20 protein-coding genes and 2 pseudogenes are annotated in these 22273 nt (G+C 38.1%); 8 read left to right on the top strand and 14 right to left on the bottom strand.

The genetic code is table 11. From position 1 onward, the window contains the following. Positions 1-923: 923 nt before the first annotated feature. Complete coding sequence (gene ffh, locus M5F03_RS10160) at positions 924-2327, bottom strand: signal recognition particle protein (RefSeq protein ID WP_078191163.1); 1404 nt, start codon at positions 2325-2327, stop codon at positions 924-926. 138 nt (positions 2328-2465) lie between these two features. On the opposite strand from ffh, the gene M5F03_RS10155 reads away from it, so the two are divergent. Further along, entirely contained in the window at positions 2466-3275 is an 810-nt protein-coding gene (locus M5F03_RS10155; RefSeq protein WP_078191164.1) for a cytochrome C assembly family protein, read from the top strand. A 151-nt stretch (positions 3276-3426) separates the two neighbouring features. Here M5F03_RS10155 and M5F03_RS10150 read toward each other — a convergent pair whose 3' ends face one another. Beyond that, positions 3427-3636 carry a cold-shock protein gene (locus M5F03_RS10150; RefSeq protein WP_067761877.1) on the bottom strand — a complete coding sequence of 70 codons (210 nt, stop codon included), beginning with the start codon at positions 3634-3636 and terminating at the stop codon, positions 3427-3429. Positions 3637-4085: 449 nt separating this feature from the next. Between M5F03_RS10150 and M5F03_RS10145 the strand changes: the two genes are divergently transcribed. Beyond that, entirely contained in the window at positions 4086-5018 is a 933-nt protein-coding gene (locus tag M5F03_RS10145; RefSeq protein ID WP_249708251.1) for a tRNA dihydrouridine synthase, read from the top strand. 92 nt (positions 5019-5110) lie between these two features. Here M5F03_RS10145 and M5F03_RS10140 read toward each other — a convergent pair whose 3' ends face one another. From M5F03_RS10140 to rpe, 9 genes and pseudogenes are all read right to left on the bottom strand, one after another. Continuing rightward, positions 5111-5479, bottom strand: coding sequence for an SseB family protein (locus M5F03_RS10140; protein ID WP_180023108.1), 369 nt, complete (start codon positions 5477-5479; stop codon positions 5111-5113). Positions 5480-5541: 62 nt separating this feature from the next. Further along, positions 5542-6194, bottom strand: a pseudogene (locus M5F03_RS10135) (nuclease-related domain-containing protein). Positions 6195-6233: 39 nt separating this feature from the next. Next, complete coding sequence (locus tag M5F03_RS10130; RefSeq protein ID WP_180085890.1) at positions 6234-6716, bottom strand: methylated-DNA--[protein]-cysteine S-methyltransferase; 483 nt, start codon at positions 6714-6716, stop codon at positions 6234-6236. A 37-nt stretch (positions 6717-6753) separates the two neighbouring features. Beyond that, positions 6754-7071 carry a quaternary ammonium compound efflux SMR transporter SugE gene (gene sugE, locus M5F03_RS10125; RefSeq protein ID WP_111884830.1) on the bottom strand — a complete coding sequence of 106 codons (318 nt, stop codon included), beginning with the start codon at positions 7069-7071 and terminating at the stop codon, positions 6754-6756. Positions 7072-7126: 55 nt separating this feature from the next. Beyond that, positions 7127-7444 (bottom strand): DMT family transporter, encoded by a 318-nt coding sequence (locus tag M5F03_RS10120; RefSeq protein ID WP_078191168.1) that lies wholly within the window; start codon positions 7442-7444, stop codon positions 7127-7129. A 300-nt stretch (positions 7445-7744) separates the two neighbouring features. Continuing rightward, positions 7745-8773 carry a copper resistance protein B gene (locus tag M5F03_RS10115; RefSeq protein ID WP_249708250.1) on the bottom strand — a complete coding sequence of 343 codons (1029 nt, stop codon included), beginning with the start codon at positions 8771-8773 and terminating at the stop codon, positions 7745-7747. Next, entirely contained in the window at positions 8760-10742 is a 1983-nt protein-coding gene (locus M5F03_RS10110; RefSeq protein ID WP_249708249.1) for a multicopper oxidase domain-containing protein, read from the bottom strand. Before M5F03_RS10110 ends, M5F03_RS10115 begins: the two co-directional genes overlap by 14 nt. 46 nt (positions 10743-10788) lie before the next feature. Further along, on the bottom strand, positions 10789-11304 hold the full coding sequence (locus tag M5F03_RS10105; RefSeq protein WP_249682833.1) for a hypothetical protein: 516 nt from the start codon (positions 11302-11304) through the stop codon (positions 10789-10791). A gap of 613 nt (positions 11305-11917) precedes the next feature. Continuing rightward, positions 11918-12604, bottom strand: coding sequence for a ribulose-phosphate 3-epimerase (gene rpe / locus M5F03_RS10100; RefSeq protein WP_078192356.1), 687 nt, complete (start codon positions 12602-12604; stop codon positions 11918-11920). A 605-nt stretch (positions 12605-13209) separates the two neighbouring features. Here rpe and M5F03_RS10095 point away from each other — a divergent pair. Then, positions 13210-13506 (top strand): DUF2218 domain-containing protein, encoded by a 297-nt coding sequence (locus tag M5F03_RS10095; RefSeq protein WP_111884782.1) that lies wholly within the window; start codon positions 13210-13212, stop codon positions 13504-13506. Between the two features lie 31 nt (positions 13507-13537). Here M5F03_RS10095 and M5F03_RS10090 read toward each other — a convergent pair whose 3' ends face one another. The 3 genes and pseudogenes from M5F03_RS10090 to M5F03_RS10080 form a co-directional block, all read right to left on the bottom strand. Beyond that, positions 13538-14599, bottom strand: coding sequence for a M48 family metallopeptidase (locus tag M5F03_RS10090; RefSeq protein WP_249708248.1), 1062 nt, complete (start codon positions 14597-14599; stop codon positions 13538-13540). Between the two features lie 14 nt (positions 14600-14613). Then, positions 14614-15720 carry a YjgN family protein gene (locus tag M5F03_RS10085; protein ID WP_372491139.1) on the bottom strand — a complete coding sequence of 369 codons (1107 nt, stop codon included), beginning with the start codon at positions 15718-15720 and terminating at the stop codon, positions 14614-14616. 130 nt (positions 15721-15850) lie between these two features. Continuing rightward, positions 15851-16258 (bottom strand): annotated as a pseudogene (locus M5F03_RS10080) (alpha/beta hydrolase-fold protein); the annotation flags it as partial. A gap of 97 nt (positions 16259-16355) precedes the next feature. Here M5F03_RS10080 and M5F03_RS10075 point away from each other — a divergent pair. The 5 genes from M5F03_RS10075 to M5F03_RS10055 are packed head-to-tail and all read left to right on the top strand — an operon-like array spanning position 16356 to position 22250. Continuing rightward, a complete protein-coding gene (locus tag M5F03_RS10075; RefSeq protein WP_249708247.1) occupies positions 16356-17738 on the top strand; it encodes a tyrosine-type recombinase/integrase in 1383 nt (460 codons plus the stop codon). Positions 17739-17743: 5 nt separating this feature from the next. After that, positions 17744-19540, top strand: a complete 1797-nt coding sequence (locus M5F03_RS10070) for a hypothetical protein (protein WP_249708245.1) — start codon at positions 17744-17746, stop codon at positions 19538-19540. Further along, positions 19533-21533, top strand: coding sequence for a site-specific integrase (locus M5F03_RS10065; protein ID WP_249708243.1), 2001 nt, complete (start codon positions 19533-19535; stop codon positions 21531-21533). The genes M5F03_RS10070 and M5F03_RS10065 overlap by 8 nt, the downstream gene beginning before the upstream one ends. Beyond that, positions 21526-21942 carry a hypothetical protein gene (locus M5F03_RS10060; RefSeq protein WP_078389964.1) on the top strand — a complete coding sequence of 139 codons (417 nt, stop codon included), beginning with the start codon at positions 21526-21528 and terminating at the stop codon, positions 21940-21942. Before M5F03_RS10065 ends, M5F03_RS10060 begins: the two co-directional genes overlap by 8 nt. Positions 21943-21953: 11 nt before the next feature. Continuing rightward, on the top strand, positions 21954-22250 hold the full coding sequence (locus M5F03_RS10055) for a hypothetical protein (protein WP_249708241.1): 297 nt from the start codon (positions 21954-21956) through the stop codon (positions 22248-22250). The last annotated feature ends 23 nt before the right edge of the window (positions 22251-22273 follow it).

Genomic DNA, 22273 nt, shown 5'->3' with positions numbered 1-22273 from the left:
TCTTTTTGAATTCAGTCTGAAATAAAAATTAGAGATTGAGGGTAAACAATTGTGATTTTTTTGCAAAACTTGACTATTTGCTAGAACACTTTCATGAGCTGATTCAAAATATCCAATAATTCTGGAAACATTATGAAGCCGTAAAAGTCCTGTATTTTCCCTTCAGTGTTCTACCTTTGGATCACTATTGATAACTTCAGCGTGAACGGTGGCGGAACAAAAGGATCATTACTGGACAGCATGCGCACGGCCAATGGCAAATGCTGATGCAGCATATGACGGTTCAATTTGCATTTTAAAATAAAGCTGCCTAATTCAAAAAAAAATTAAAGGAATATACAAATCCAGAAATAAAAATGCCCGCTTAAATCTTGCCTTACCGCTGGCTGAAATGCGCTGTCAAACAATACAGCGCTGTCAGACAACCCAAACTGTGCACAATAATAATTTTATTTTCATCGAGCTTAGGTATTTGCAGGGAAATAAACTTCTAACAATGGTCAAAATCTGGTTTACTGCATTTGCCATATCAATGCGCCAAGAATAATGTCCTACCCCTTGCTGCTTTTGTCTCAATAAGGAAACTAATACTCATTAAGGGAAGCCTGATGAGCATGAATCAGATAGATGTTATGGCTCTCTGGCGTATGAGGTGTATTCATTATTTGATGCTTATTTTGGGTAAAGCTTTCAATTTGCAGTTAGGCAAACTTTCACCTCTGTTTTAGGCCTGTCATCAACACGGTCTCAATCTCAATTTGGCATGTTTTTGTAACGATTTAGCTCAATTGGTATTTATCAGTTCGTATAGAAATTCCTTCATCCAGTGCTTACTTATAATTCTCGTAGCAATTTTTTGAATGCGGTCTTATCAAGTTTTAGCCATAAAAAAAGGCGCTGAATGCGCCTTTTTTAAGTCCAAATTACTTCGGATCTTTACTGCCGAACAATGGACCCATGCCACCGCCGCCAAATTGCTTTTGCATGTTACCTAATGATTTCATCATTTTTGCCATACCCGTTGGGTTGGCAAATTTCTTCATCATTTTCGCCATTTGCGCATGTTGTTTGATGAGTTTGTTCACTTCCGCAACATCCATACCACAGCCTGCTGCAATACGTTTTTTACGGCTTGGATTCATCAAGTCTGGGTTACGACGTTCTTTAATGGTCATCGATTGAATAATCGCTTCCATTTTCTTCACTTGCTTTTCAGGATTTGCTTGTGCAATTGCATCTTGAATCCCTGAGTTGCTCATGCCTGGAAGTTTATCCAAGAAGCCCATCATGCCGCCCATTTTGTTCATTTGTTCAAACTGCATAAGCATATCTTCAAAGTTGAAGCTACCGCCTTTTTGCAGTTTTTTCGCCATTTTTTCGGCTTTTTCTTTGTCGATTTTACGTTCAACTTCTTCGACCAAAGAAAGTACATCACCCATACCCAAAATACGCTGTGCGATACGTTCAGGATGGAATGGCTCTAGGGCATCGAGTTTTTCACCCATACCCAAGAATTTAATTGGCTTGCCAGTAATGGCACGAACAGAAAGTGCCGCACCACCACGTGCATCGCCATCTGTTTTTGTCAGGATCACACCGGTTAAAGGCAAAGCATCGTTAAAGGCTTTTGCAGTATTCGCCGCATCCTGACCGGTCATGGCATCAACCACGAACAATGTTTCAGTTGGCTTAATTGCTGCATGTAGCTCTTTAATTTCATCCATCATTTCGTCGTCTACATGTAAACGACCTGCTGTATCGACAATCAAGACATCAGCAAATTGAATTTTTGCTTGCTCAATCGCACGATTTGCGATGGTAATCGGTTTTTCGTCTGCGCTAGATTCAAAGAAAATCGCGCCAACTTCACCTGCAACTGTTTGTAGCTGTTTAATCGCTGCTGGACGATAAACGTCGGCAGACACCATTGCTACTTTTTTCTTTTGACGTTCTTGTAAGAAACGTGCAAGTTTTGCCGCAGTAGTAGTTTTACCCGCACCTTGTAAACCTGCAAGAAGCACAACAACTGGTGGTTTTGCCGCTAGGTCTAGGCTTTCATTCGCCTCACCCATCATTTTGGTCAATTCGTCATGAACGATTTTGACGAAAGCCTGCCCCGGTGATAACTGAGTCATCACTTCTTGGCCCAATGCTTCTTCCTTAACTTTCGCGATGAATTCACGAGTTACAGGTAACGCAACATCGGCTTCAAGAAGTGCCATACGTACTTCGCGTAACGTATCTTTAATATTGTCTTCGGTTAGCTGCCCTGAGCCAGTAACATTTCTTAAACTCTGCGTGAGTCGTTCTGTTAAGGTATCAAACATTGCAAAATCCGCTTAAAATAGCCATGAGCAAAAAATTGTTTCTTAAAATAGAAAATTTATGCATAGAATGCTATAGGATACTTTAGTTCTTGCAGAATTTATATAAATGAATATTCAACATCCTGAAAAAGGTTTGACATGATCAGTCTCCCCTTGGTTTACACGATCCTAGCATTAATCGCTTATACCACGTCTTTTTGGTATTTATTCAGCCATTTAATGTCTAAACGTGCGCCGAACCATTGGTTTATTGGTGTTGTACTTGGTTTAGGCATGTTATTGCATGCAGGTGTTTTATATAACGATATGTTGACGCCTATGGGTGTGAACTATGACGTGTTCAACCTGATGTCTTTTACTTCAGGTCTCATGCTATTACTCAGTGTATTATTTAGTACCTATCGGCCTGTGCTTGCGATGAACCTGTTGGGCATTCCTGTGGCAGCGACGGGATTGATTTTGGGCTTTGCATTTAGTCGACAAAATCAATTTATAGAACAACATTCACTGGGTTTAGACATCCATATTATTTTGTCACTTTCCGCATATGCCGTCCTGCTGATGGCAACAATTCAAGCGGTTATTTTGCGTTTACAAGACCGTGAACTAAAAAACAAGCAGAAAAAGCGTGTATGGGTGAGCCTACTTCCATCCTTCCAAGCCATGGAATCTTTGCTATTTGATTTATTGATTGCTGGATTTGCACTACTGACCGTGGCGCTTGGGTTTGGTTTCTTCACCATCGATAACTTCTTTGCACAGCATTTGGCGCATAAAACTGCCTTTAGCATTATTTCATGGTTCGTCTATGGAGCTTTGCTTATTGGACACTATCGATTTGGCTGGCGTGGTCAAAAAGCTATTCGCTTTACCATTATTGGTTTTTGTCTCTTGGCAGTTGGCTTTATTGGATCTAAGTTTATTTTAGAAATGGTTTTGGGCCGTTAAGTCGACGATGAAACGATTTAATATTTTATCAAAAAGTAAGTTTTATCAAGAAGGGAGCTACAGCTCTCTTTTTTTATAGCTTGATTATTCACATAAAAACAACAGGCATAAAAAAAGCGCTATACAGCGCTTTTTTTTCATTACGTCTAAATTATAGAGCAACGATGTTTACAGCATTCGGGCCTTTTTGACCTTGAGCGATGCTGAAAGAAACCTTTTGGCCTTCTTGCAAAGTTTTGAAGCCAGAACCAGTGATTTCGCTGAAGTGAGCAAAAACGTCAGGACCGTTGTCTTGTGCAATAAAACCGAAACCTTTAGTTTCGTTGAACCATTTAACTGTACCAGTAACTGTATTAGACATAATAATACCTATTAATTTGTTGATTTAGCCATTGGATGATGACTGACTATAACTTGGAAAATAATAAAGAATTGAACTTCATTTCTGTAAAAAACGAAGGATTATGACTAACACTGCGATACTTAAAGAAAATTTACGAAACAATACTTTTTTTCTAGTTGCAGCCATCATACATGAAATCTTAAAAGATTCAAGCACAGTATATGTTGTTGATTCCATTAAAAAACAACAGTATAAGCCATCTTCTTATTATTACTATCCATATGTATTTACTCATTTTATTGTTAAAGTTTTATGTCAGTCAATACTTTACGACTTTGGTCCTAATTTCACCAAATAGTTACATAAAATCTTGTCATTTCGTATTCCGCGTCACCTTAAGCACAAAACCTAGACATCCCTTTCAAAACCACGTATAACTCCGTTTTTCAATTTTTGGCTGTGTGACCGTGAAACTTGTTCTTGCGCCGATGGAAGGCTTAACCGACCCAATTATGCGAGATGTGTTGACGCATGTGGGGAGTTTTGACTGGTGTGTAACCGAGTTTATCCGTGTCACGGACTCTGTCCTGCCCGATCATATTTATCATAGCTATTGTCCTGAACTAAACAATGAAGGCAAAACTGCAGCAGGAACACCGGTTCATGTGCAGTTCTTAGGTAACAATCCCACTATGCTCGCGGCAAATGCTGTACGCGCGGTAGAACTTGGTGCCCCTGCGATTGATATGAACTTTGGTTGCCCTGCAAAAACCGTCAACCGCCACCGTGGTGGTTCAGTTCTGCTGGATGAGCCTGAAGTGGTGTATGAGTTAGTCAAAGCTGTGCGTGATGCTGTTCCGAGTCATATTCCTGTATCAGCAAAAATGCGTTTGGGTTATATGGACCGTAACTTCACTATGGAAAATGCGCATGCCATCGAAGATGCTGGAGCTGCATGGGTTACAGTCCATGCGCGAACCAAAGCCGATGGTTATACCCCGCCGGCCTTTTGGGATCAGTTGCAACCCATTCGTAAAGCATTGAAAATCAATGTGATTGCCAACGGTGAAATTTGGAATAATGCCGATGCCAAACAGTGCCAACTCGAATCTGGTTGTGAAGACCTAATGATTGGTCGTGCTGCGGTGACCACTCCTGACATTACACAGTGTATCCGTCGTAATACCGATGAACCGCAGATTACATGGCATGAATTACTTGGATTACAAATTCGTTTCTTAAACGGCTCGTATAAAAAAGAAATGAATATGGTCGGTCGTTATAAACAATGGCTCGGCATGATGTCGAAGCACTATCCAGAAGCCAAAGTCCTTTGGGATGAAGTAAAACGTGTCAAACCACTTGATGAAATCGTGGAAAAACTCAAAGCCGGTATGTAAGTTTTAAAGCACATCGCCCAATATGAAAACGAAAAAGTGTGAAAACACCTATCTAAGCGTAGCCGCAGAGCCTTTGATTATACCTACAGTGTTCAAAGGCTTTGTTGTTTGGCAAACTCTAAAATTGCGTCGATCTCATCTGCCAAGAACTCTTTAGGATGTTCCGAAGTCGGGTTCATCACCAAGCTTGCGCCTTTGGTAATCGCAAATAATTTTTCAGCACTGATCATGACAAACTCTGCATCTGCACCAACATCCTGTTGAAGCATCGCAAGACTCAGAAAAAATGGAATGGCTTGCTCGCCTTGCTCCGTTTCCATCAATTGAAAATGTAAATGCTGCTCTGTATCACGCTCACCCAAACAATATACTTGGCTGGCTAAAAGTTGCTGATAAAAGTCTTGGTATTGCTCAGGATGATCTAAAGTCGATTCATAAAGATGTTGAAGCGTGTCGTTCATTGTTATTGTCCGTCTATTTTTATCAGTCAGATACTGTTCACAATCCACAGCATACAGGAAGTTTATGAATTATGCCGTTGATTTAAATCTTCAACGTGCTGTCGATTTGTTTTCCATGATTTTTCTAAAATTTCTTTTTCTAAACGCAACTGAATTCGTTTAAGTTTCATTTCAGAGAGCACGGGTTGCTGAAAAGTTTGAACATAGTCCACCCAAGCTGTACCCCGAAAAACATTCGACGGCATCTCTGTTTTAAACACCGCTTCAGGCATAAAAACAATCACAGAATGCATATTGTCTTTATCCAGAATATCGCTCAACACCTGTTCTAACACTTTCATATGTTTATAATTTTGGTGAATTGGATTTTGAAATTTAAAACTTTTTTTATAAATCTTTTGCGTCCATTATTTTTTCTTTCATTCCCAAAAATCCAACCCTTATAGTTTTTAGTTTCAATCACAAACACACCAAATGGGCTTAAAAGAAGATGATCAATTTGAGTTGTAGCTCCTTCGCCATCTGGTAAGGTCAAATCATTTAACAATATATAATGGTCTTTCAAATAAAGTTTGACATGAACGGCGACAGCAAACTCCCCCATTTTCCCCTTTAAATAAGGTTTAAATGCTTTGATTGCCCCCACAATCAGTAACAATGGAATTAGCCACCACAACGTCGAAATGAGGGGTGCAAAGATTTGAGAAATATTCATTAATTTGATTCATTATTTTAAATAAGTATATTTTCTATTTTATTGTAATTTCTCAATTTTTAACAATATTTCTTTATTTTCTAGACCACCCGCAAAACCCACTAATTTTCCATTTGCGCCCACGACACGATGACAAGGTGCAATAATTGAAATTGGATTTTTACCATTGGCTGCACCGACAGCACGTACGGCATTGACATTGCCGATCTGCTCTGCAATTTGTTTATAGCTGCGAGTTTCTCCAAAAGGAATCGTCAATAAAGCTTGCCAAACTTGTTGCTGAAATGCGGTACCTTCAAAGTCTAGCGGCAAGTCAAATTGCTGTCTTTTACCCGCAAAATATTCATTTAATTGCTGTGCGGTTTTGAGCAAAATCGGGTGTTGTAGATCTTCAACCAAAGCCGCCAATCGCACACGATTTGGGTTTTCATTTTCCCAAAGAACAGCCACCAATGCGGTTTCATGTGCAACAAGTTTTAATTGTCCAACGGGCGAATTTAAAAACTGATAAGAAAGTTGCATGAGATACTCCAAGCTCATAATCGCAGCACTTCATTATTCAGGAGGACGATAATTTCATCAAGACCAGTCCTGAAATAATCAGTACTGCAGCTAGCATGCGCATGGCATTGGCAGGCTCACCCAATACAACGATGCCGAGGATAAATGATCCCACTGCACCTATGCCGGTCCACACCGTATAGGCTGTACCCAACGGTAAGGATTTCATTGCATAAGACAATAAAGCAAAACTTGCGATCATGAAAATAATGGTCAAAATACTTGGCGTCAGTTTGCTAAAGCCTTCAGAGACTTTCATACAATAGGCCCAAACCACCTCAAGTAATCCCGCTACAATTAATAAAACCCAAGCCATATTTTTACCCATAAAAAAAGCACAGGGATCAATGACCGCTGTGCTTTAGAACATATTAACTTGAAGATAATTTCATCAAGATTAGACCCGAAATGATCAGTACTGCGGCTAACATCCGCATGGCAGTTGCAGGCTCACCGAGTATAAAAATACCCACGAGGAATGAGCCAATCGCGCCGATTCCTGTCCAAATGGTATAAGCTGTTCCCAGAGGCAACGTTTTCATGGCATAGGCCAATAAACCAAAGCTCAGGATCATAAAAAATAAAGTAACTAAACTTGGGCCAAGTTTTGTAAAGCCTTCTGAGAGCTTCATCGAATAGGCCCAAACGATTTCAAAAATACCAGCGAATACTAGAACAACCCAGGCCATGATGCCTTCCTCCATATTAGTAGAGTCAGGTCGTCCTGACGATTTTTCTTACTGGCTTCGAACAAAGATGTAAGGGAGGTCGTTCCTCCGAATATTGTCTCAGTATAGCAAATATGCTGAATTTTAGTGCAGTCTTTACATTTTTTGACCAAATTCAGGGCGTTATTCAGTTAAGGAAAAAACTTGTGCAGATGAATTGCGCCAAAACATAGCATGTCTGGTCAAAGGACAGATTCAGAGATAAAAAAGGCACCACCAAAACCAGTTGATGATGCCCTCTTTATTTGGTCTATTCGCCGATTAGAACTTCAGACGAAGGCCTGCGCCATACCACCAGTGTTTTTCACTTCCAGTTTCAGCTTGCCATGCCGTATGCTGATTTCCTTTTTCGTAGCTGTAAGCAACATCGATAAAGGGCATCAGCTTTTTATTGATTTCATAGCGTGTTTCTAGCCCTAGCCATACAGAACTGAGTCCTGTTTTTTGTGCATAAGCAGAGTCATCACTCAGCACCACATCTAGGTTCAAATATGGTTTTAAAATCAATTTTTGGGTCAGCAGCAAATCACGTTCGGTTTCTAAAGAAAAACTGACCTGTTTATCTGCACCAAGATATAAATAAGCATCGGTTTCAAAGAAATACGGTGCCAGACCATGCAAACCCACCACAGCATCTAACTGTTCTTTGTCCGTCACTTGATGTTCATCGACCCGATAACGCGCACCAATTTGCGCATCCCAAAAGTCGGAGATCATACGGCTATACATCAATTGAGCCGCATAATCTGCATCTTGAGATTCTGCTTTATCCGCATGTAATTTGATGAAGAGCTTATTTTCATCGGTCCCGATTCGACTCTCAATTTCGGTCTTTAAACTTCCACGGCCATCGGCATTATTGAGCCATCGATTGTCTATCTCAGTCGCTTGATAAATCTGTCCACCATGTTCACGCTTATGATCAACAGGATGCTGCGCAGAAGCAGCACGTGACGCAATAGATGATGCATTTGCATGTTCTGCATGTTCTGCATGTTCTGCATGTTCTGCATGTTCTGCATGTTCTGCATGTTCTGCATGTTCTGCATGTTCTGCATGTTCTGCATGTTCTGCATGTTCTGCATGTTCTGCATGTTCTGCAGTATGCTCCATCTTGTTCGATTCGATCCTTGTTTGCATCACTTGATGCGACGAATCATGTGAGGAATGCGACTCATGTTGAGCTAACATCGACATGCTGTGATGTGCATCTTGCGCCATGGTCATTTGAGTGACCGATGCCAAACCTAAACTCAGTACTGTATATGTGCATGATTTAATGATGCGCATGAGACACCTCCTTTTTCGGCACAGATGCTGTTTTCGTATTCTCCGCGACATTTGCGACCACAAGTTTATTCATCATCCCTGCGGACATGTGATACAGCAAGTGACAATGAATCGCCCATTCCCCTAATTCATTGGCCGTTAACAGAGCCGTGACAGTTTTCCCCGGCGGCACAATCACCGTATGTTTATTTGGCATTTCAGAAGATACTTGCCCATTTTCCAATTGCATAAACATGCCATGTAAATGCATCGGATGCGCCATCATGCTGTCATTGACAAATTTCAGTCGGATTCTCTCACCATATTTCACCTTTAGTGGTTCAGCTTCACTGAATTTTTTGCCATTCATGGTCCACATATAGCGTTCCATCGTTCCTCCCAAATGAATGACCAAATCTTGCGTCGGTTCACGTGTATCAGGCTGCGGGGTTAACGCTTTTAGATCACTATATTGCAGTGCCTTATCACCCATAGGTGTTGATGCATTGGCCCAACCCATAACCGTTGCTGAATTTTCAACTGCCTGCTTCTCCTCTTTAGACTGTGCATGCTCCATCGCTGTATGCATATCATGTTTCATGGATGAGTTTATTGAGGAGTGGTTCATAGATGAATGATCCATCACACTATGATCCATATTGGCATGCGCTGAATCAGACATATTCTGTTTATGCATATCTGGATGCTGCATAGTAGTATGCGCAGTCACTGGAGAATGATCCATGTCATGTCCCATAGCTGCATGATCATGTGCTTGATTCGGCTGAATCTTTGACGGATCGACAGTATGCATGTTGTGCTCATGAGCATTCACTTGCTGGATTGCTGAAGTTTGGGTTGAACCTGTAGCAGTATGTCCCATATTGCTATGGTCCATACCTGACATTGAACCATGCCCCATATCTTCCATGGTCAGCAAAGCGCGTGGCCGTGCTTTTGGTATATGAATACCTGAGTGCTGAGGCTGCGTTTCATCATGTAAAGTGCCAATCGCAAATCCAGTCCGATCGATCGACTCAGCTTCAATCTGATAATGCGCAGATTTAGGCTCTACGATCACATCATAGGTTTCTGCAGCACCGATGCGGAATTCATCCACAGCGACCGGTTTGACCGCTTGGCCGTCTGCACTGACCACCGTCATTTTGAGCTGAGGAATACGCACATCAAAAAACGACATGGCCGCAGCATTTACAAAACGAAGTCTGACTTTTTCATTGGGCTTAAACATCCCCGTCCAGTTCTGCTGTGGTGTTTTGCCATTCACTAAAAACGTATAACCCGTGACATCAGACAAATCCGTTTTCAGCATTCGCATCTGATTCCACATCGAACGATCTTTCCAAGTGTTTTTTAAACCTGTTCGTTGAATTTGCGTCCATACATCTGAAACTGTTTCACGCTGATTTTGATAGTATTCGGCAGACTTTTTCAGATTTGCCATAATCTGAGCGCTAGATGATTCATGAAAATCCGACAACATGACCACATAATCACGTTGTGTCTGTTCATGTGCGGCAAGTGATTGTTTACCTTTCGGATAAATTACCAAAGCGCCATACAATCCGTCTTGTTCTTGACCTTTGGAATGCGCGTGATACCAATAGGTTCCGCTTTGACGGACTTTAAATTTGTAAGTAAAGCTACCATCAGGCTGTATTTCATTGAAACCATTAAAACCGGGTACACCATCCATTAAACCGGGCAGCAATAGACCATGCCAATGCACCGAGGTATTTTGTTTTTTGAGCTGATTATGCACATGGATGACCGCATCATCGCCTTCTTCAAACTCCAGTAATGGTGCTGGAAACTGACCATTGACGCTGATTTTCTTGACCGCTTTACCAGTCAAATTGATGGTCTTTTCATCAATATTCAGATGATATTCTTTAATGGCTGCAAACGCCCACGTTGGAGACAGCAGACATACCCCGAACACGAGGCCTGATTTAAATAAATTAGACATGACTTAACCTTTATAAAATAACGAAAAAACGTATTTAATACTCAGGTTAAGCTTGCGGAGGTCTTAGAATTTCTTGCCAAAAGCCTTTTAAATGCTGTCCAGCAAAAATGAAACGAGGAGGTTCTGCATAGTGATGCACATGGAAGGTCTGCAATGCGACCAAGGCGCTATCGACATAAGAGGTACTGATTTGGCAATGTGCGAGTGTACAGTCCTGACAGTCTGTGTTTTGTATCGATGAATGATGCACCAGACCATCTTGCTGTGCAGATGTCACATCTAAAGATTGATGACAATCCATCATTGAAATGACTTCAGGTGTCGTCTGCTTGCCATGATGTGCTGCATGCTCAGGAACAGCTTGCCGCTGATTTTGATGGCAATTTGTCATATTTAAATGCGAAGGATCAGCATGTGCTGCATGAACTGATGCCTGATGGGCATTTGCGTTCATCATTTGTTGATGTTGAAAATTTTGCTGTGCACTGACCACACTGCTCCACCCCATGACAAACGCCATGAGCCAAGCAAAGCCAAGATGCTTACGCAAAAAATTGAACAATTTAGTATCCTAATTCAACCCAATGATGCACTGTGACAACATATCCCTATTAACACATCTTTAGAAACATCAGCGATCGGCTCAGCCGAAATCCGCATGAAACACCATGATGATATTATTTACGATTCAAATGCAATCACATGACATTTGTATCAACATGACATGCAGCTCGACCAATTTATCCATCATGAACGATACATTCAGAAATATCTAAAAGCACTATCCAGTGCGATCGATGATGTGTTTTGCCAGTCGCAGCGTATCTCAATAGTTGCTAACAGCATAATTAATTGTGCAGTTATTCACAACAGTTTTAAATTTATTGCGCTGTCATAAAAATCAGCGCATATCTTCCAGTTAAAACATAAAAGTTATTTTTTAAACTGATTAATTATTTACCATAGATTAATAAACATACAGCATTTCAAACACTTTACCCCATAAAAAAAGGACTCAATTGAGTCCTTTTTATACTTAATACGTCTAATTATTAAGCCATTGATGCACAATCGTTTATAATTTATCCAAGTTATCCATATAGTTATCTACACAGATATCCATACGGTTATCCATATAGTTATCCACAGGTGAGGAATAACTTATAACCAAAGGCTTAAGCCTCTTGAGCATGCACTTTTGCCAACTCTGAACGCATGTCATCAATCACAGCTTTATAATCAGGCTTACCAAAAATCGCTGAACCTGCAACAAACATGTCTGCACCGGCTTCAGCAATATCACGAATATTGGCTGGAGTAACACCACCATCCACTTCTAAGCGAATATCACGACCTGAAGCATCAATAATTTTTCGTGCTTGACGCAGCTTTTCCAAGGTCATTGGAATGAACTTTTGACCACCAAAACCTGGGTTCACACTCATCAACAAGACTTGGTCAACTTTATCTAAAACGTAGTCTAAATAATGCAGAGGTGTCGCAGGGTTAAACACCAAGCCCGCTTGCGCACCGCCAGATTTGATTAACTGTAAAGAGCGGTCAATATGGTCAGTCGCTTCTGGGTGGAAAGTGATGATATCTGCGCCAGCTTCCAAGAAATCACCAATCATACGGTCTACCGGTGAAACCATTAGATGCACATCAATTGGCGCCTTAATGCCGTATTTTTTCAATGCCTTACAAACGCCCGCACCAAAAGTTAAGTTCGGTACATAATGATTATCCATGACATCAAAATGAACAACATCTGCACCTGCTTCTAGAACATTTTCAACTTCTTCACCTAAGCGCGCAAAGTCTGCTGACAAAATTGAAGGTGCGATTAAGAATGGCTTGGACATGAAAAACCTAGCTTTGAAAAGGGAGTGATTGACGCATTATAGCAAATTGTCCCCCTATTCGCTGCCCATGCCCTTAGTCGTTTTTTTCGATACTGATGATTGAGATCTCTATAATAAAAAACCTAGGATGAACTGATATTACGCAGTAACATCAGAAGCGGAATTTGATTCAAATAAAGGAACGATATGCGGTAACGTCATCCGCAATTGTTTGAGACAGCACGACTTCTCATCAAAAATGTTTTTGCAATACTTTAAATAAATAGACGCTAGAGAGCGAGTATTGTGGTGAGGAGCATTGCTCCGCAGGATGGTTTCCTTGCGAAGCTTCGCTGCTCATTTTGCCTAATGCGAAACATCGTTTCGTAAGAGTACCTCCAGCCGAAGGCTAATCCCTTTATTTAAGCCCTAGATGTAAGACTCCGACGAATTGACTTAAATATCATTTTAAAAATGCAAAATTATTTTTTGCGTGCGTAACATCAGTGATTAATATGGATAAATATCTCAGGGATAGAAACACAGCGTTGCATATTTAGACTTAACGGGTATCTATGTACTTTGCTAAGTTAAAGGACTGACGACTTAACAATAAAATTGCAACTATGAAAAGTTCAACACACATCACCACCGCTCAAGCAGCACGTGTTGCTAAGCGCTTAGTCAATCATTGGAAACATAAATTTGAAGTCAATGAACAGATCATTGGAGAAAATACTGCATTCAAGATTCAACTGCCCTCTGCAGAGGTCAGTCTTTTACCACAAGCTGCATTTTTAGATGTGGTGATTTCAGCCCAAGATCCAAGTACAAATCTAGATCAATTGGAACATGTGGTATTAGATCATTTGATCCGCATGGGACAAGAAGAACTCAGTGCAACATGGCAACGCGAACCGTAGTCTACGTCGCCATATTGTTAATTCCTTTCACTCAATGCTGATGTGATTGATAATTTCTGACTGCATCAATTCGAGCTTTCGTTGCTGGATGTGACTCAAAGAAGTCTGTCCAAGATCTCTGATCTTTGGCAGTTCCATCCTCTGCACCTTTCTCTTTTGCTGTTTCACCATCAGCTTCATCTTCCATACGTTGTAAGAAGTTTGCAAAATGTGCCGTTGGAATTTGATGTTTTGAAAGTTGTTTTAGGGCATATAAATCTGCTTCAGATTCAAAGTCTCGTGAGTAACTCGCACCCACCGCAGCAACCGGTAAACTGGTAAGAATATCTGAACCATCTCCTGTTATCATCAACAAAATAATACTGATGCCTAAACCTGACAAACTTTGCTGCAAACTATGGCGTTGAACTAAATGCCCCTGCTCATGTGCAAGTACACCAATGAGCTCATAATCATTTTTCGCTAATTTAACCAACTCATCTGTCACGATAATGGTGTTATTGGGTATCGCCAATGCATTTGCACCGATGCTGCCACCACCGCGGAATAACAACTTCGCAGGACGATTTTCAGCCACCAATTGTTGATATTCTTGCTTCAACTTGTCTTGACGTGCTTGTGGCAATTTTGTGGGTTCAGTCATATCGATAATATATTTTTCCGCCTGATCCCCCCAACTCTTTAACGCTGTCTCAGGAAGTTGATTAGCCACCACATGTGACGCTGCTGGTATGCCCCATTTAATTAATACAAAAGCAAAAGCCACCACGAAAATCACACTAAAAATGATTAGAGAAGGTGACCGTTCTAACTTCCAAATCGAATGCCAACGCGACTTTACGTCGAGATTAAACCACTCTGGCAAAGGTTGATGAAACTCTAAACGAGCATCGTCCTTTAACTCAATCACTGGCTGAATATCACCCAAAGCACCGATCAGCGTCATATCTTGATAGGTGTAATGCTGTGTTAGTTCTAGGTCTTGACCATAACGCACAATCACAGCATGCTCCCCATCTGCGCTGATTTGAGCAACAAAGGGTTTTGACACTTTCCCATCATAATAGGTTGCATTCACTACTGATGTTTTCATGTAATTCACCTACGTTATAAGGAAATATCTAGGTCAAAAATATCAGATAATTCTTCAGCAATTGCATTGTGATCTTGCTGCATTTGATTTTGTAATTGGTCTGGATCATCGACCAACATTAAGTGCAAAGATTCAGTCTGATATTTATATAGTCGCACAACTGCCCATGGTGTAAGTAAACCGAGGCTAATCACTTTAGCCAACCAATTACTCAAGACAATCCATGCATAGCGCCATTGATTACAGTCCGTATGAAACTGACTGCGACTCAACGTAGTGTTATTCCAAGTGGTAATAAAAATACGTGCAGCTGTAAGTGGCCAAATAAACATATAGCCAATCAAATACATCCCAAAAATGATGAAGACATAAGATGCGTCATTTAAACCATCTGAACTACCAAACAGTATCGCAAAGATCACTGCCAGCAATGCACCAAAGCCCATAAACAGAAATAAAGGCACATACATGGCACGCATATAATCGCCCCAAGTATTATTCAGATTAAATTTCAACTGCCCCAGATACAAATGATTCAGACATTCACGTTTATATAGCCAGACCGCAACTGGTGTAAACAAACCAAGGGTAAAGACAACCACCGCAAGACATTTGACAAAACACCAATACGCGCTTTTATTCGTCCCAGAAAAAAAGAATCGGCTATTACTAAACTTACTGTTACGGGCGCGGAAACGAATCGTAGATCGAATAAGCCAAGGAACCGCAAAGAAGATCAGGACAAAGCCCGCTAAAAATGCTTCCCAAGAATATTTTGCAGCAAAAGAGAAACCACCATAGACCACTAACGCAATGATTCGTCCAACTAAAATTTTTGTAGGCAAACCAGTAAAATCAAAACGACGCTGAAACACCCAAGTATTACCGTAAAAATAACGTAAACGGCGGACCTTTGCCCAAGGCGCATAAAGTCCAAGCGTAACAATTGTCAGTAAGATATTCACGATCCAAATACCGAAATATTCAGATGCATTACCTTTAAACCTAAAATGATAATTTCGTCCCAAAACATTAGCCTGTTCTGTCTCCCCAAATAGACTCGGTGGATTCATTACGGGCAGCTCTGGCGGAAGCGGCGTTTCCATTTGTGAATTTTGCATAAGTACCCTAAATTATTTTTTTTGGTATGTCGAATTTATTCATTTGCATGGCAATGCTCATCACCATGCTTTATTTATACGTATATCAAAGCAAGCTATGCCTCAACACTTTTAACCACTGGCTTTTAGATTAATGAACTACTGTTTGCAATTGGACAGCGTGAAATTGCAAATGATCATCCATAAAACTTTGAATAAAATAATAACCATGATCATAGCCTGCATGTTCACGCAGTTCGAGTGGCTGCCTAACTTGCTCACACGCTTGCTGAAACAACGCCGGATTTAACTGGCTATAAAATTGATCATCAATGCCTTGGTCAATCAAAATGGCTTTAAACAAAGCCCCTTTTGTTTGCACTAAAGCTGTTGCATCATGCTGAAGCCACTGCTGACGATCTGAACCTAGATATTGACTAAAGGCTTTTTCACCCCATGGACACTGACTCGGCGCACAAATCGGTGCAAAAGCAGAAACCGATTTAAACAGGTCAGGATGCTTCAACGCTAAAGTTAATGCACCATGGCCGCCCATACTCAATGTACTTTGTGTAGTATCCTTCTCAACGTGCTGTAAAAACTATATGGAATTTATAGCATGTTGTAAATAGATACTATTTAGTGAGTGGGTAAACATGAGCAAAAAATTAGAGCCGTATTTTTCTAAATCTAAAGCCCATATAAATTTTATAAAAGAATATCGTCCAACCTATTTTGACTCTATAACAAACAGCTTTGACCAAATGGAAAGTATCTATTGCCCAAGATTTCCGTCATTGATCAAAACTGACAATACTGTATGGCATCTATCTTCAAATTATTTCAATCACTTACTCATCGATGAGAAAAAAAGCACTGCTCTATTAGAGTCTGTTGCATCAGACTTAATAGATTTTTTAAGATTCTTAGAGGAAAATGAATTAGATATCTTGCACCTCCCTCCTAAGCCTGAAAAAAGAGTGACTTATCAATTTCATACATCACTTTTGCAAAGGATAAGACTTGGTTTAATTTCACCAAGCACTGCTCGTCAACGGATGAACAGAATTTTACGTTTTTATGATTTCTTAATTGCAGAAAATGTATTTACCCCTGATGAATTAAAGAATCGACCATATGAAAAAATTAAAACCTATGTGTCATGTATTACTTCTTCAGGTGATATTTATACAAAACAGGTGAATAGTTCAAATCTGAAAATTCGGCATAGTCCTAATCCTCGATATGGAAATGAAATTATCGATGGTGGAAGACTTCACCCACTTTCTACGATTGAACAGCAAATTTTTCTTAAATATTTAGAACATTATGCTTCTAGAGATTTTCAACTTATTTGCTATATAGCTCTATACACTGGGGCAAGATTACAAACTATCTGTACGTTAAGAGCATTTCATATAAAAGAGTTACTTACTAAACAAATGCTGAATAGTGCTGATGATACCTACAGCATTCGAATAGGTGGAAAATCAATTATTGATACTAAGGGTGGCTATGAACACAATTTAAAAGTACCAGCATGGTTAATCAAAGATATAGATCAATATTTAAGCTCTGAATCTTGGAAGAAAAGAGCATCTAAGAGCCTTTATAAGGTTGAAAATCAAAATTACGTCTTTCTTACTAAACATGGAAACCCATACTACACATCCATCAAAGAAATTGAGGATCGTAATCTTCAATTATTTTCAAAAAAAATAAAGTTTTCAATACATAGAGGTAATGCAGCTAGGCAAGCACTGACTAAATTGATTGATCTGATGCACAAGAATAAAGAAGATATAAAGACATTCACTCTACATGATTTACGTGCAACTTTTGGAGTCAACCTGCTTCTATCTGCCTCAAAGCATGTCAATGATATCGATAAAATTCTACCGTATATACAAAGCCGAATGGGTCATCGAAATATCATGAGTACAATTCACTATGTTAGGTACATTGCTTATTCAAAAGTTAATACTGAGGCCGACAAGAAATTTGAAGAAATACTATTTAACTATCAGGGAATGAATTAAAAATCATGTTCGAAGAAAGAGACATTAAATATCTGTTCCCAGAAGATTATGACGCCCTATCTAGCTCTTATTTACCTAATGTCGTTTTAAAATTAAAAGTTGTAGGAAAAATATCATATTTGGATTTTGGTACAATTTTTTTTCAAAACCATACAGCAATGAATAGACAAACACATTATGCGTTAGTTGATAAAAACTCATTGTTTATAGAGTTAATTTCCCCTTTACATGAATATATTTTAGATATGACTCAAAGGTATTCTCATGCCTCAATTAAACATTTTTTTAAAGTCATTAGAAATGTAATTAAAGAACTATACTCTCGTTATGGTGTATTTGAATTACAGGAAAGGTCACAAGCATTAGGTATATATAAAGACTATACACAATATTTAATTATGGATCGAGCAACCAAACTTAAAAATTCGATTACAGATCTTGGTCAATATAATAGAAAACAACATGTTTTTGCAGAAATTTTATCAAGATCACTAGAAATTGATATTAAAGAAGTAAAAAACTCTTATATAGAAATTGCATCCAAGCATAAAGAACATAACATTCCTGTTGAAGAATATAAATTTCAAAATTTTTTCGAAATCAATAAAACAATTTTTTTAATTTTTTCTGATTTTTTAATTAATAAAAAGACTCTACCAATTCATTTAAGAAATGAAAAAAACAATATCGATGTTTCATTTTATGAAGTATTTAATAACAAAAAAATAGAACAAAGCAATGTAGGTAAGCTTAATCAAAATAATGCAAAAATTGCTAATTTGGCAATCACTGCATTTATAAACTGTTTTGTATCAGCATCAGCACTAAACACATCACAAATATACAACTTAAAAGTCTCTGACGTAAAAGATTTACACTCTTCAACAAAAGGGATGAGAATTATCACCACAAAACCGAGAGCTGGCTATAAAACTGTTGAATTAGCTTTACCTTTGAAATTTCGAAAATTACTATTGGATTATTTAAACCTTAGAGAATGGATAATAAAAAATTATAAGTTTGATGATAATACAGATGAAAGTGAAAATTTACTTTTCATAGGTTTAAATAACACTAAAGCTATTTATAAAGACAACTTCATTATATCTTATTCTGAAAACCAACATGGTATATTTAGGACATGGTTTATAAAACATTTTTATGAAATAGAGTGGATTCCCTTATCAAAATTAAGATCCACTATTGCAATTATTTATCATAATGAAAGTAAAAACTTAAATATAGTCGCTAAAAAATTAGGGAATACCCCACAAATCGTTGCTAGCTCATACACAGAAGCTACTGAATCTCAAGTCTTAACTGAAATGACAAATACCTTTCAAAGTATCTCTACTTCAGCACCGATCATATCGAATACTGCTTCAACCATAAGGCTAAATTTGGCTAACACGTTAAGTACTGACATGGGTCACTGTTTCACTAAAGCACCTAAACTTCAAAGTATTTACCAAGATATTGATCTAGATACACCAAATTGTTCCAACCCAATTTCATGTTTATTTTGCGAAAACTATGTCATCCATACAGACAAAGAGGATATTCATAAGCTTTTATCAGCTAAAAAAGTTTTTGAAATGGCACATTCTAGCCAAAACTCAGAAAATCTTTTACTTGTTATTCAAAAAATAAATGATGTGCTAGATTCTATTCTTAATAATGATCCGAAGAATGAAAAAACTATTATGTTTAGTTTGAAATTAATAAGGACTGGAAAACTAAGTCCTTTTTTTGAAATTATGCTAAATACACTTACAGATTTAGGGGTAAGTTTTTATGAATAATATCCCTGCTATTGCAAATACATTTGGAGCATCAAAACAAGAATTTAATCACCACCCTAAAAATGATACTGTAATTAGTTTAGATGAATTAGGAAACCCATTAAGCTACTTTGAAAGTATGATTTGGGAGTTAGGTTGTTACGCTCATAATTATACTAAGCAATCCGAAATTGACTTTACTTTAAATCACCCTTCAAACAATAAGGGCATTCTGTCACACCAAATAAAAATTACCTTGTTTTATCTTTTATTTTCAAGAAAAAGAAGAGATAACAACATAACATTGGCAACAATTTACAATAATTTTGTGATGATTAGAAAAGTTGCATATCTGTGCTTAGATTATAATTGTGATTTCACAAAGATGAAGCAAAATGGATTGCTCCTCAAAGCATTAAAAAATCATTTATCAGAACTAAGTTGGGAAAGTAAAAAGAAGTATCTAAGTGTATTAAATTCTATTAATAAAGCAGGAATGCTTTATCAGATTGATAACTTTGGGTTTAGTGAAAAATATATTCAAGAAATAAAAAAATCTCAGCATTCTGAAATGAAAGAGCATAAACAGACGCTTTTAATTCCATCTAGGATTTACGGGCAGTTTATTGATAGTGGTTTAAAATTCTTTGATGAAATACAGCCATTTATGAATGGAATTCATAATTTGGTTCGTGAAAATGACTTTCATACATATAAAGAAGGGAATAATCATCGTCAGAAACCCAAAATATTTAAAGCAATGCTAGAAAAACACGGACTAACCGAATTAAGCGAGAAATACGACATAAGGTTTAGTCAACGTGTCTTATTCTTCATTCAGTCTATTCAAAATTTAGGTGCCTTTCTACTACTGTGCTTTAGCGGAATGCGTCGATCAGAAGCATTAAATTTAAATTATGTATCATATCAGGAGATAAAAAGAAGAAATCTGCCATCAGCATGGGTTTTAAAAGGAACTACCAGTAAGTTTACTCAAGTTGGAGCCGTCGCAACGTATTGGGTTTCATCTAGTGTAATTCACCATGTTATTGATACATTACAGAAACTGGCAAAAACACATCAATCATGGTGTGCTAAACGAGGAATCACTTCACATTTAGAACTTGAATCGTATCCTCTATTTCCATCATTTGCCATTAAGCATGAAAAATCATTCCATCCCATTTTTGAGATGCCTTTAGGCGGATTTATGGAAGATCATTATTCAATTTATAGAGCGATAGATCCCATCATTTTCACAGAAGATGATTTACATGAGTTACATACTTTTAATCCATTAATTAATTGGTTGGAAGACTATAAACTTGAAATTGGAAAACCTTGGAAGTTTACTACCCACCAGTTTCGAAGATCTTTGACGGTATACAGTGCTCGAAGTGGTTTAGTGAATTTTCCAACACTAAAACGTCAATTGAAACATATCACTTATGATATGACGCTGTACTACGGCAAAAACTATATGAATGCTCAAAATATAATACAAGATCAAAATCTTACAGGTAGAGAGTATGAATCCAGTCTAATCAAGGAATACAGAAATCAAACCTTATATGAACAATTATCTGATTTCACAAAGGATGTAGTACAAAAAGATACGCCTTTATTTGGAGGTGAGGGTACTAGACTACAAATACTTAAAGATCAAAATAAAGCTCCTGTATTTTTAACTGATAAAAAACAGACCGAAAAGTATATTTTTGAAGGAAAAATTGCTTATCGGAAAACAGTTTTGGGTGGATGCTCTCGTACTTCAGGTTGTAATAAGTTAGGATTTTCTTATATTACCGCATGTATCCCCTGCTCTTATTCAATTTTCAACGAAGACTCCATTGATGCTCTGGAATTAGCAAAAAACGCATATGCTAAAATTGCTGATGAAAAATTAAATACAAACGAGTCTTTGTTATATGAGCAGTATATGCAAGAAGTCAAAGCAGTCGAACAACTTCTAGAAAAACTTCGTAAGAAATACATAGAGGTAAAAAATGTCTAAAGCTTTAGTGAATCTTAATGAAGCACTAAATCGGCTAATTGCTAATGCACCTATTCGAGTACCTAAAGGCTCAAAAATCAATAATGATACGGTAGCATTAGAAGCTGGCCTGAAAAGAGGTGCTGTAAAGCGCTCCCGTCCTGAACTTGCAGAGTTATTAGATAATATTAGGGAAGCTGAAGCAAAAAGACTTGGCAAGGAATATAGTAAGAAGAACTCAAAAATTGTAATGCAAAATGAAGCTTTAAAGCTCAAGCAACAATTGAATGAACTTCAGTATAAATATGATGTTCAACTTAGCCAAATCAACTCTTTAATTTTCGAAAATCATAGGTTGAAACGAGAAAATCAGTTTCTTAGTGAGGAAAACAATAATAAAATCATAGGCTTTAAGATCAATAAAAATTAGAGAAATTTTTCATGAAAGACTGGTTAATTAGTGAGTTTTATACATTTGTAGAAATTCTGCATAGACGGAAAGCAATATTATTCTTGCCTTGTTTTGGTATGATTTTATTTATTTTACTAGATGTATGGATGCAACATTTACTTCTAGAAGCTGCCAATAAAACATCAAAGTCTATTATTGATTTCACCCCTATTTTCGTAAAACACTACGAAAAAATGCGTCGTATCGCTTTTTTCGAAATAGTTCTTATTGGTAGCTTCTTATGGTCAATTAAAGAATATTTAAAATTGAGAAAAAGGCACTATTAGAACTAGAACGGACATTCGAAAAC

The sequence above is a fragment of the Acinetobacter amyesii genome (assembly GCF_023499985.1).
GTDB lineage: Bacteria > Pseudomonadota > Gammaproteobacteria > Pseudomonadales > Moraxellaceae > Acinetobacter > Acinetobacter amyesii.
The sequence above is the reverse complement of the archived record's forward strand: the minus strand, read 5'-3'. Positions and strand labels throughout refer to the sequence as shown.

Coding starts and splice junctions, on each gene's coding strand:
- ffh (WP_078191163.1), bottom strand. CDS start 2,327: ATGTTTGATACCTTAACAGAACGACTCACGCAGAGTTTAAGAAATGTT.
- M5F03_RS10155 (WP_078191164.1), top strand. CDS start 2,466: ATGATCAGTCTCCCCTTGGTTTACACGATCCTAGCATTAATCGCTTAT.
- M5F03_RS10150 (WP_067761877.1), bottom strand. CDS start 3,636: ATGTCTAATACAGTTACTGGTACAGTTAAATGGTTCAACGAAACTAAA.
- M5F03_RS10140 (WP_180023108.1), bottom strand. CDS start 5,479: ATGAACGACACGCTTCAACATCTTTATGAATCGACTTTAGATCATCCT.
- M5F03_RS10130 (WP_180085890.1), bottom strand. CDS start 6,716: ATGCAACTTTCTTATCAGTTTTTAAATTCGCCCGTTGGACAATTAAAA.
- sugE (WP_111884830.1), bottom strand. CDS start 7,071: ATGGCTTGGGTTTTATTAATTGTAGCGGGATTACTTGAGGTGGTTTGG.
- M5F03_RS10120 (WP_078191168.1), bottom strand. CDS start 7,444: ATGGCCTGGGTTGTTCTAGTATTCGCTGGTATTTTTGAAATCGTTTGG.
- M5F03_RS10115 (WP_249708250.1), bottom strand. CDS start 8,773: ATGCGCATCATTAAATCATGCACATATACAGTACTGAGTTTAGGTTTG.
- M5F03_RS10110 (WP_249708249.1), bottom strand. CDS start 10,742: ATGTCTAATTTATTTAAATCAGGCCTCGTGTTCGGGGTATGTCTGCTG.
- rpe (WP_078192356.1), bottom strand. CDS start 12,604: ATGTCCAAGCCATTCTTAATCGCACCTTCAATTTTGTCAGCAGACTTT.
- M5F03_RS10095 (WP_111884782.1), top strand. CDS start 13,210: ATGAAAAGTTCAACACACATCACCACCGCTCAAGCAGCACGTGTTGCT.
- M5F03_RS10090 (WP_249708248.1), bottom strand. CDS start 14,599: ATGAAAACATCAGTAGTGAATGCAACCTATTATGATGGGAAAGTGTCA.
- M5F03_RS10085 (WP_372491139.1), bottom strand. CDS start 15,720: ATGCAAAATTCACAAATGGAAACGCCGCTTCCGCCAGAGCTGCCCGTA.
- M5F03_RS10075 (WP_249708247.1), top strand. CDS start 16,356: ATGAGCAAAAAATTAGAGCCGTATTTTTCTAAATCTAAAGCCCATATA.
- M5F03_RS10070 (WP_249708245.1), top strand. CDS start 17,744: ATGTTCGAAGAAAGAGACATTAAATATCTGTTCCCAGAAGATTATGAC.
- M5F03_RS10065 (WP_249708243.1), top strand. CDS start 19,533: ATGAATAATATCCCTGCTATTGCAAATACATTTGGAGCATCAAAACAA.
- M5F03_RS10060 (WP_078389964.1), top strand. CDS start 21,526: ATGTCTAAAGCTTTAGTGAATCTTAATGAAGCACTAAATCGGCTAATT.
- M5F03_RS10055 (WP_249708241.1), top strand. CDS start 21,954: ATGAAAGACTGGTTAATTAGTGAGTTTTATACATTTGTAGAAATTCTG.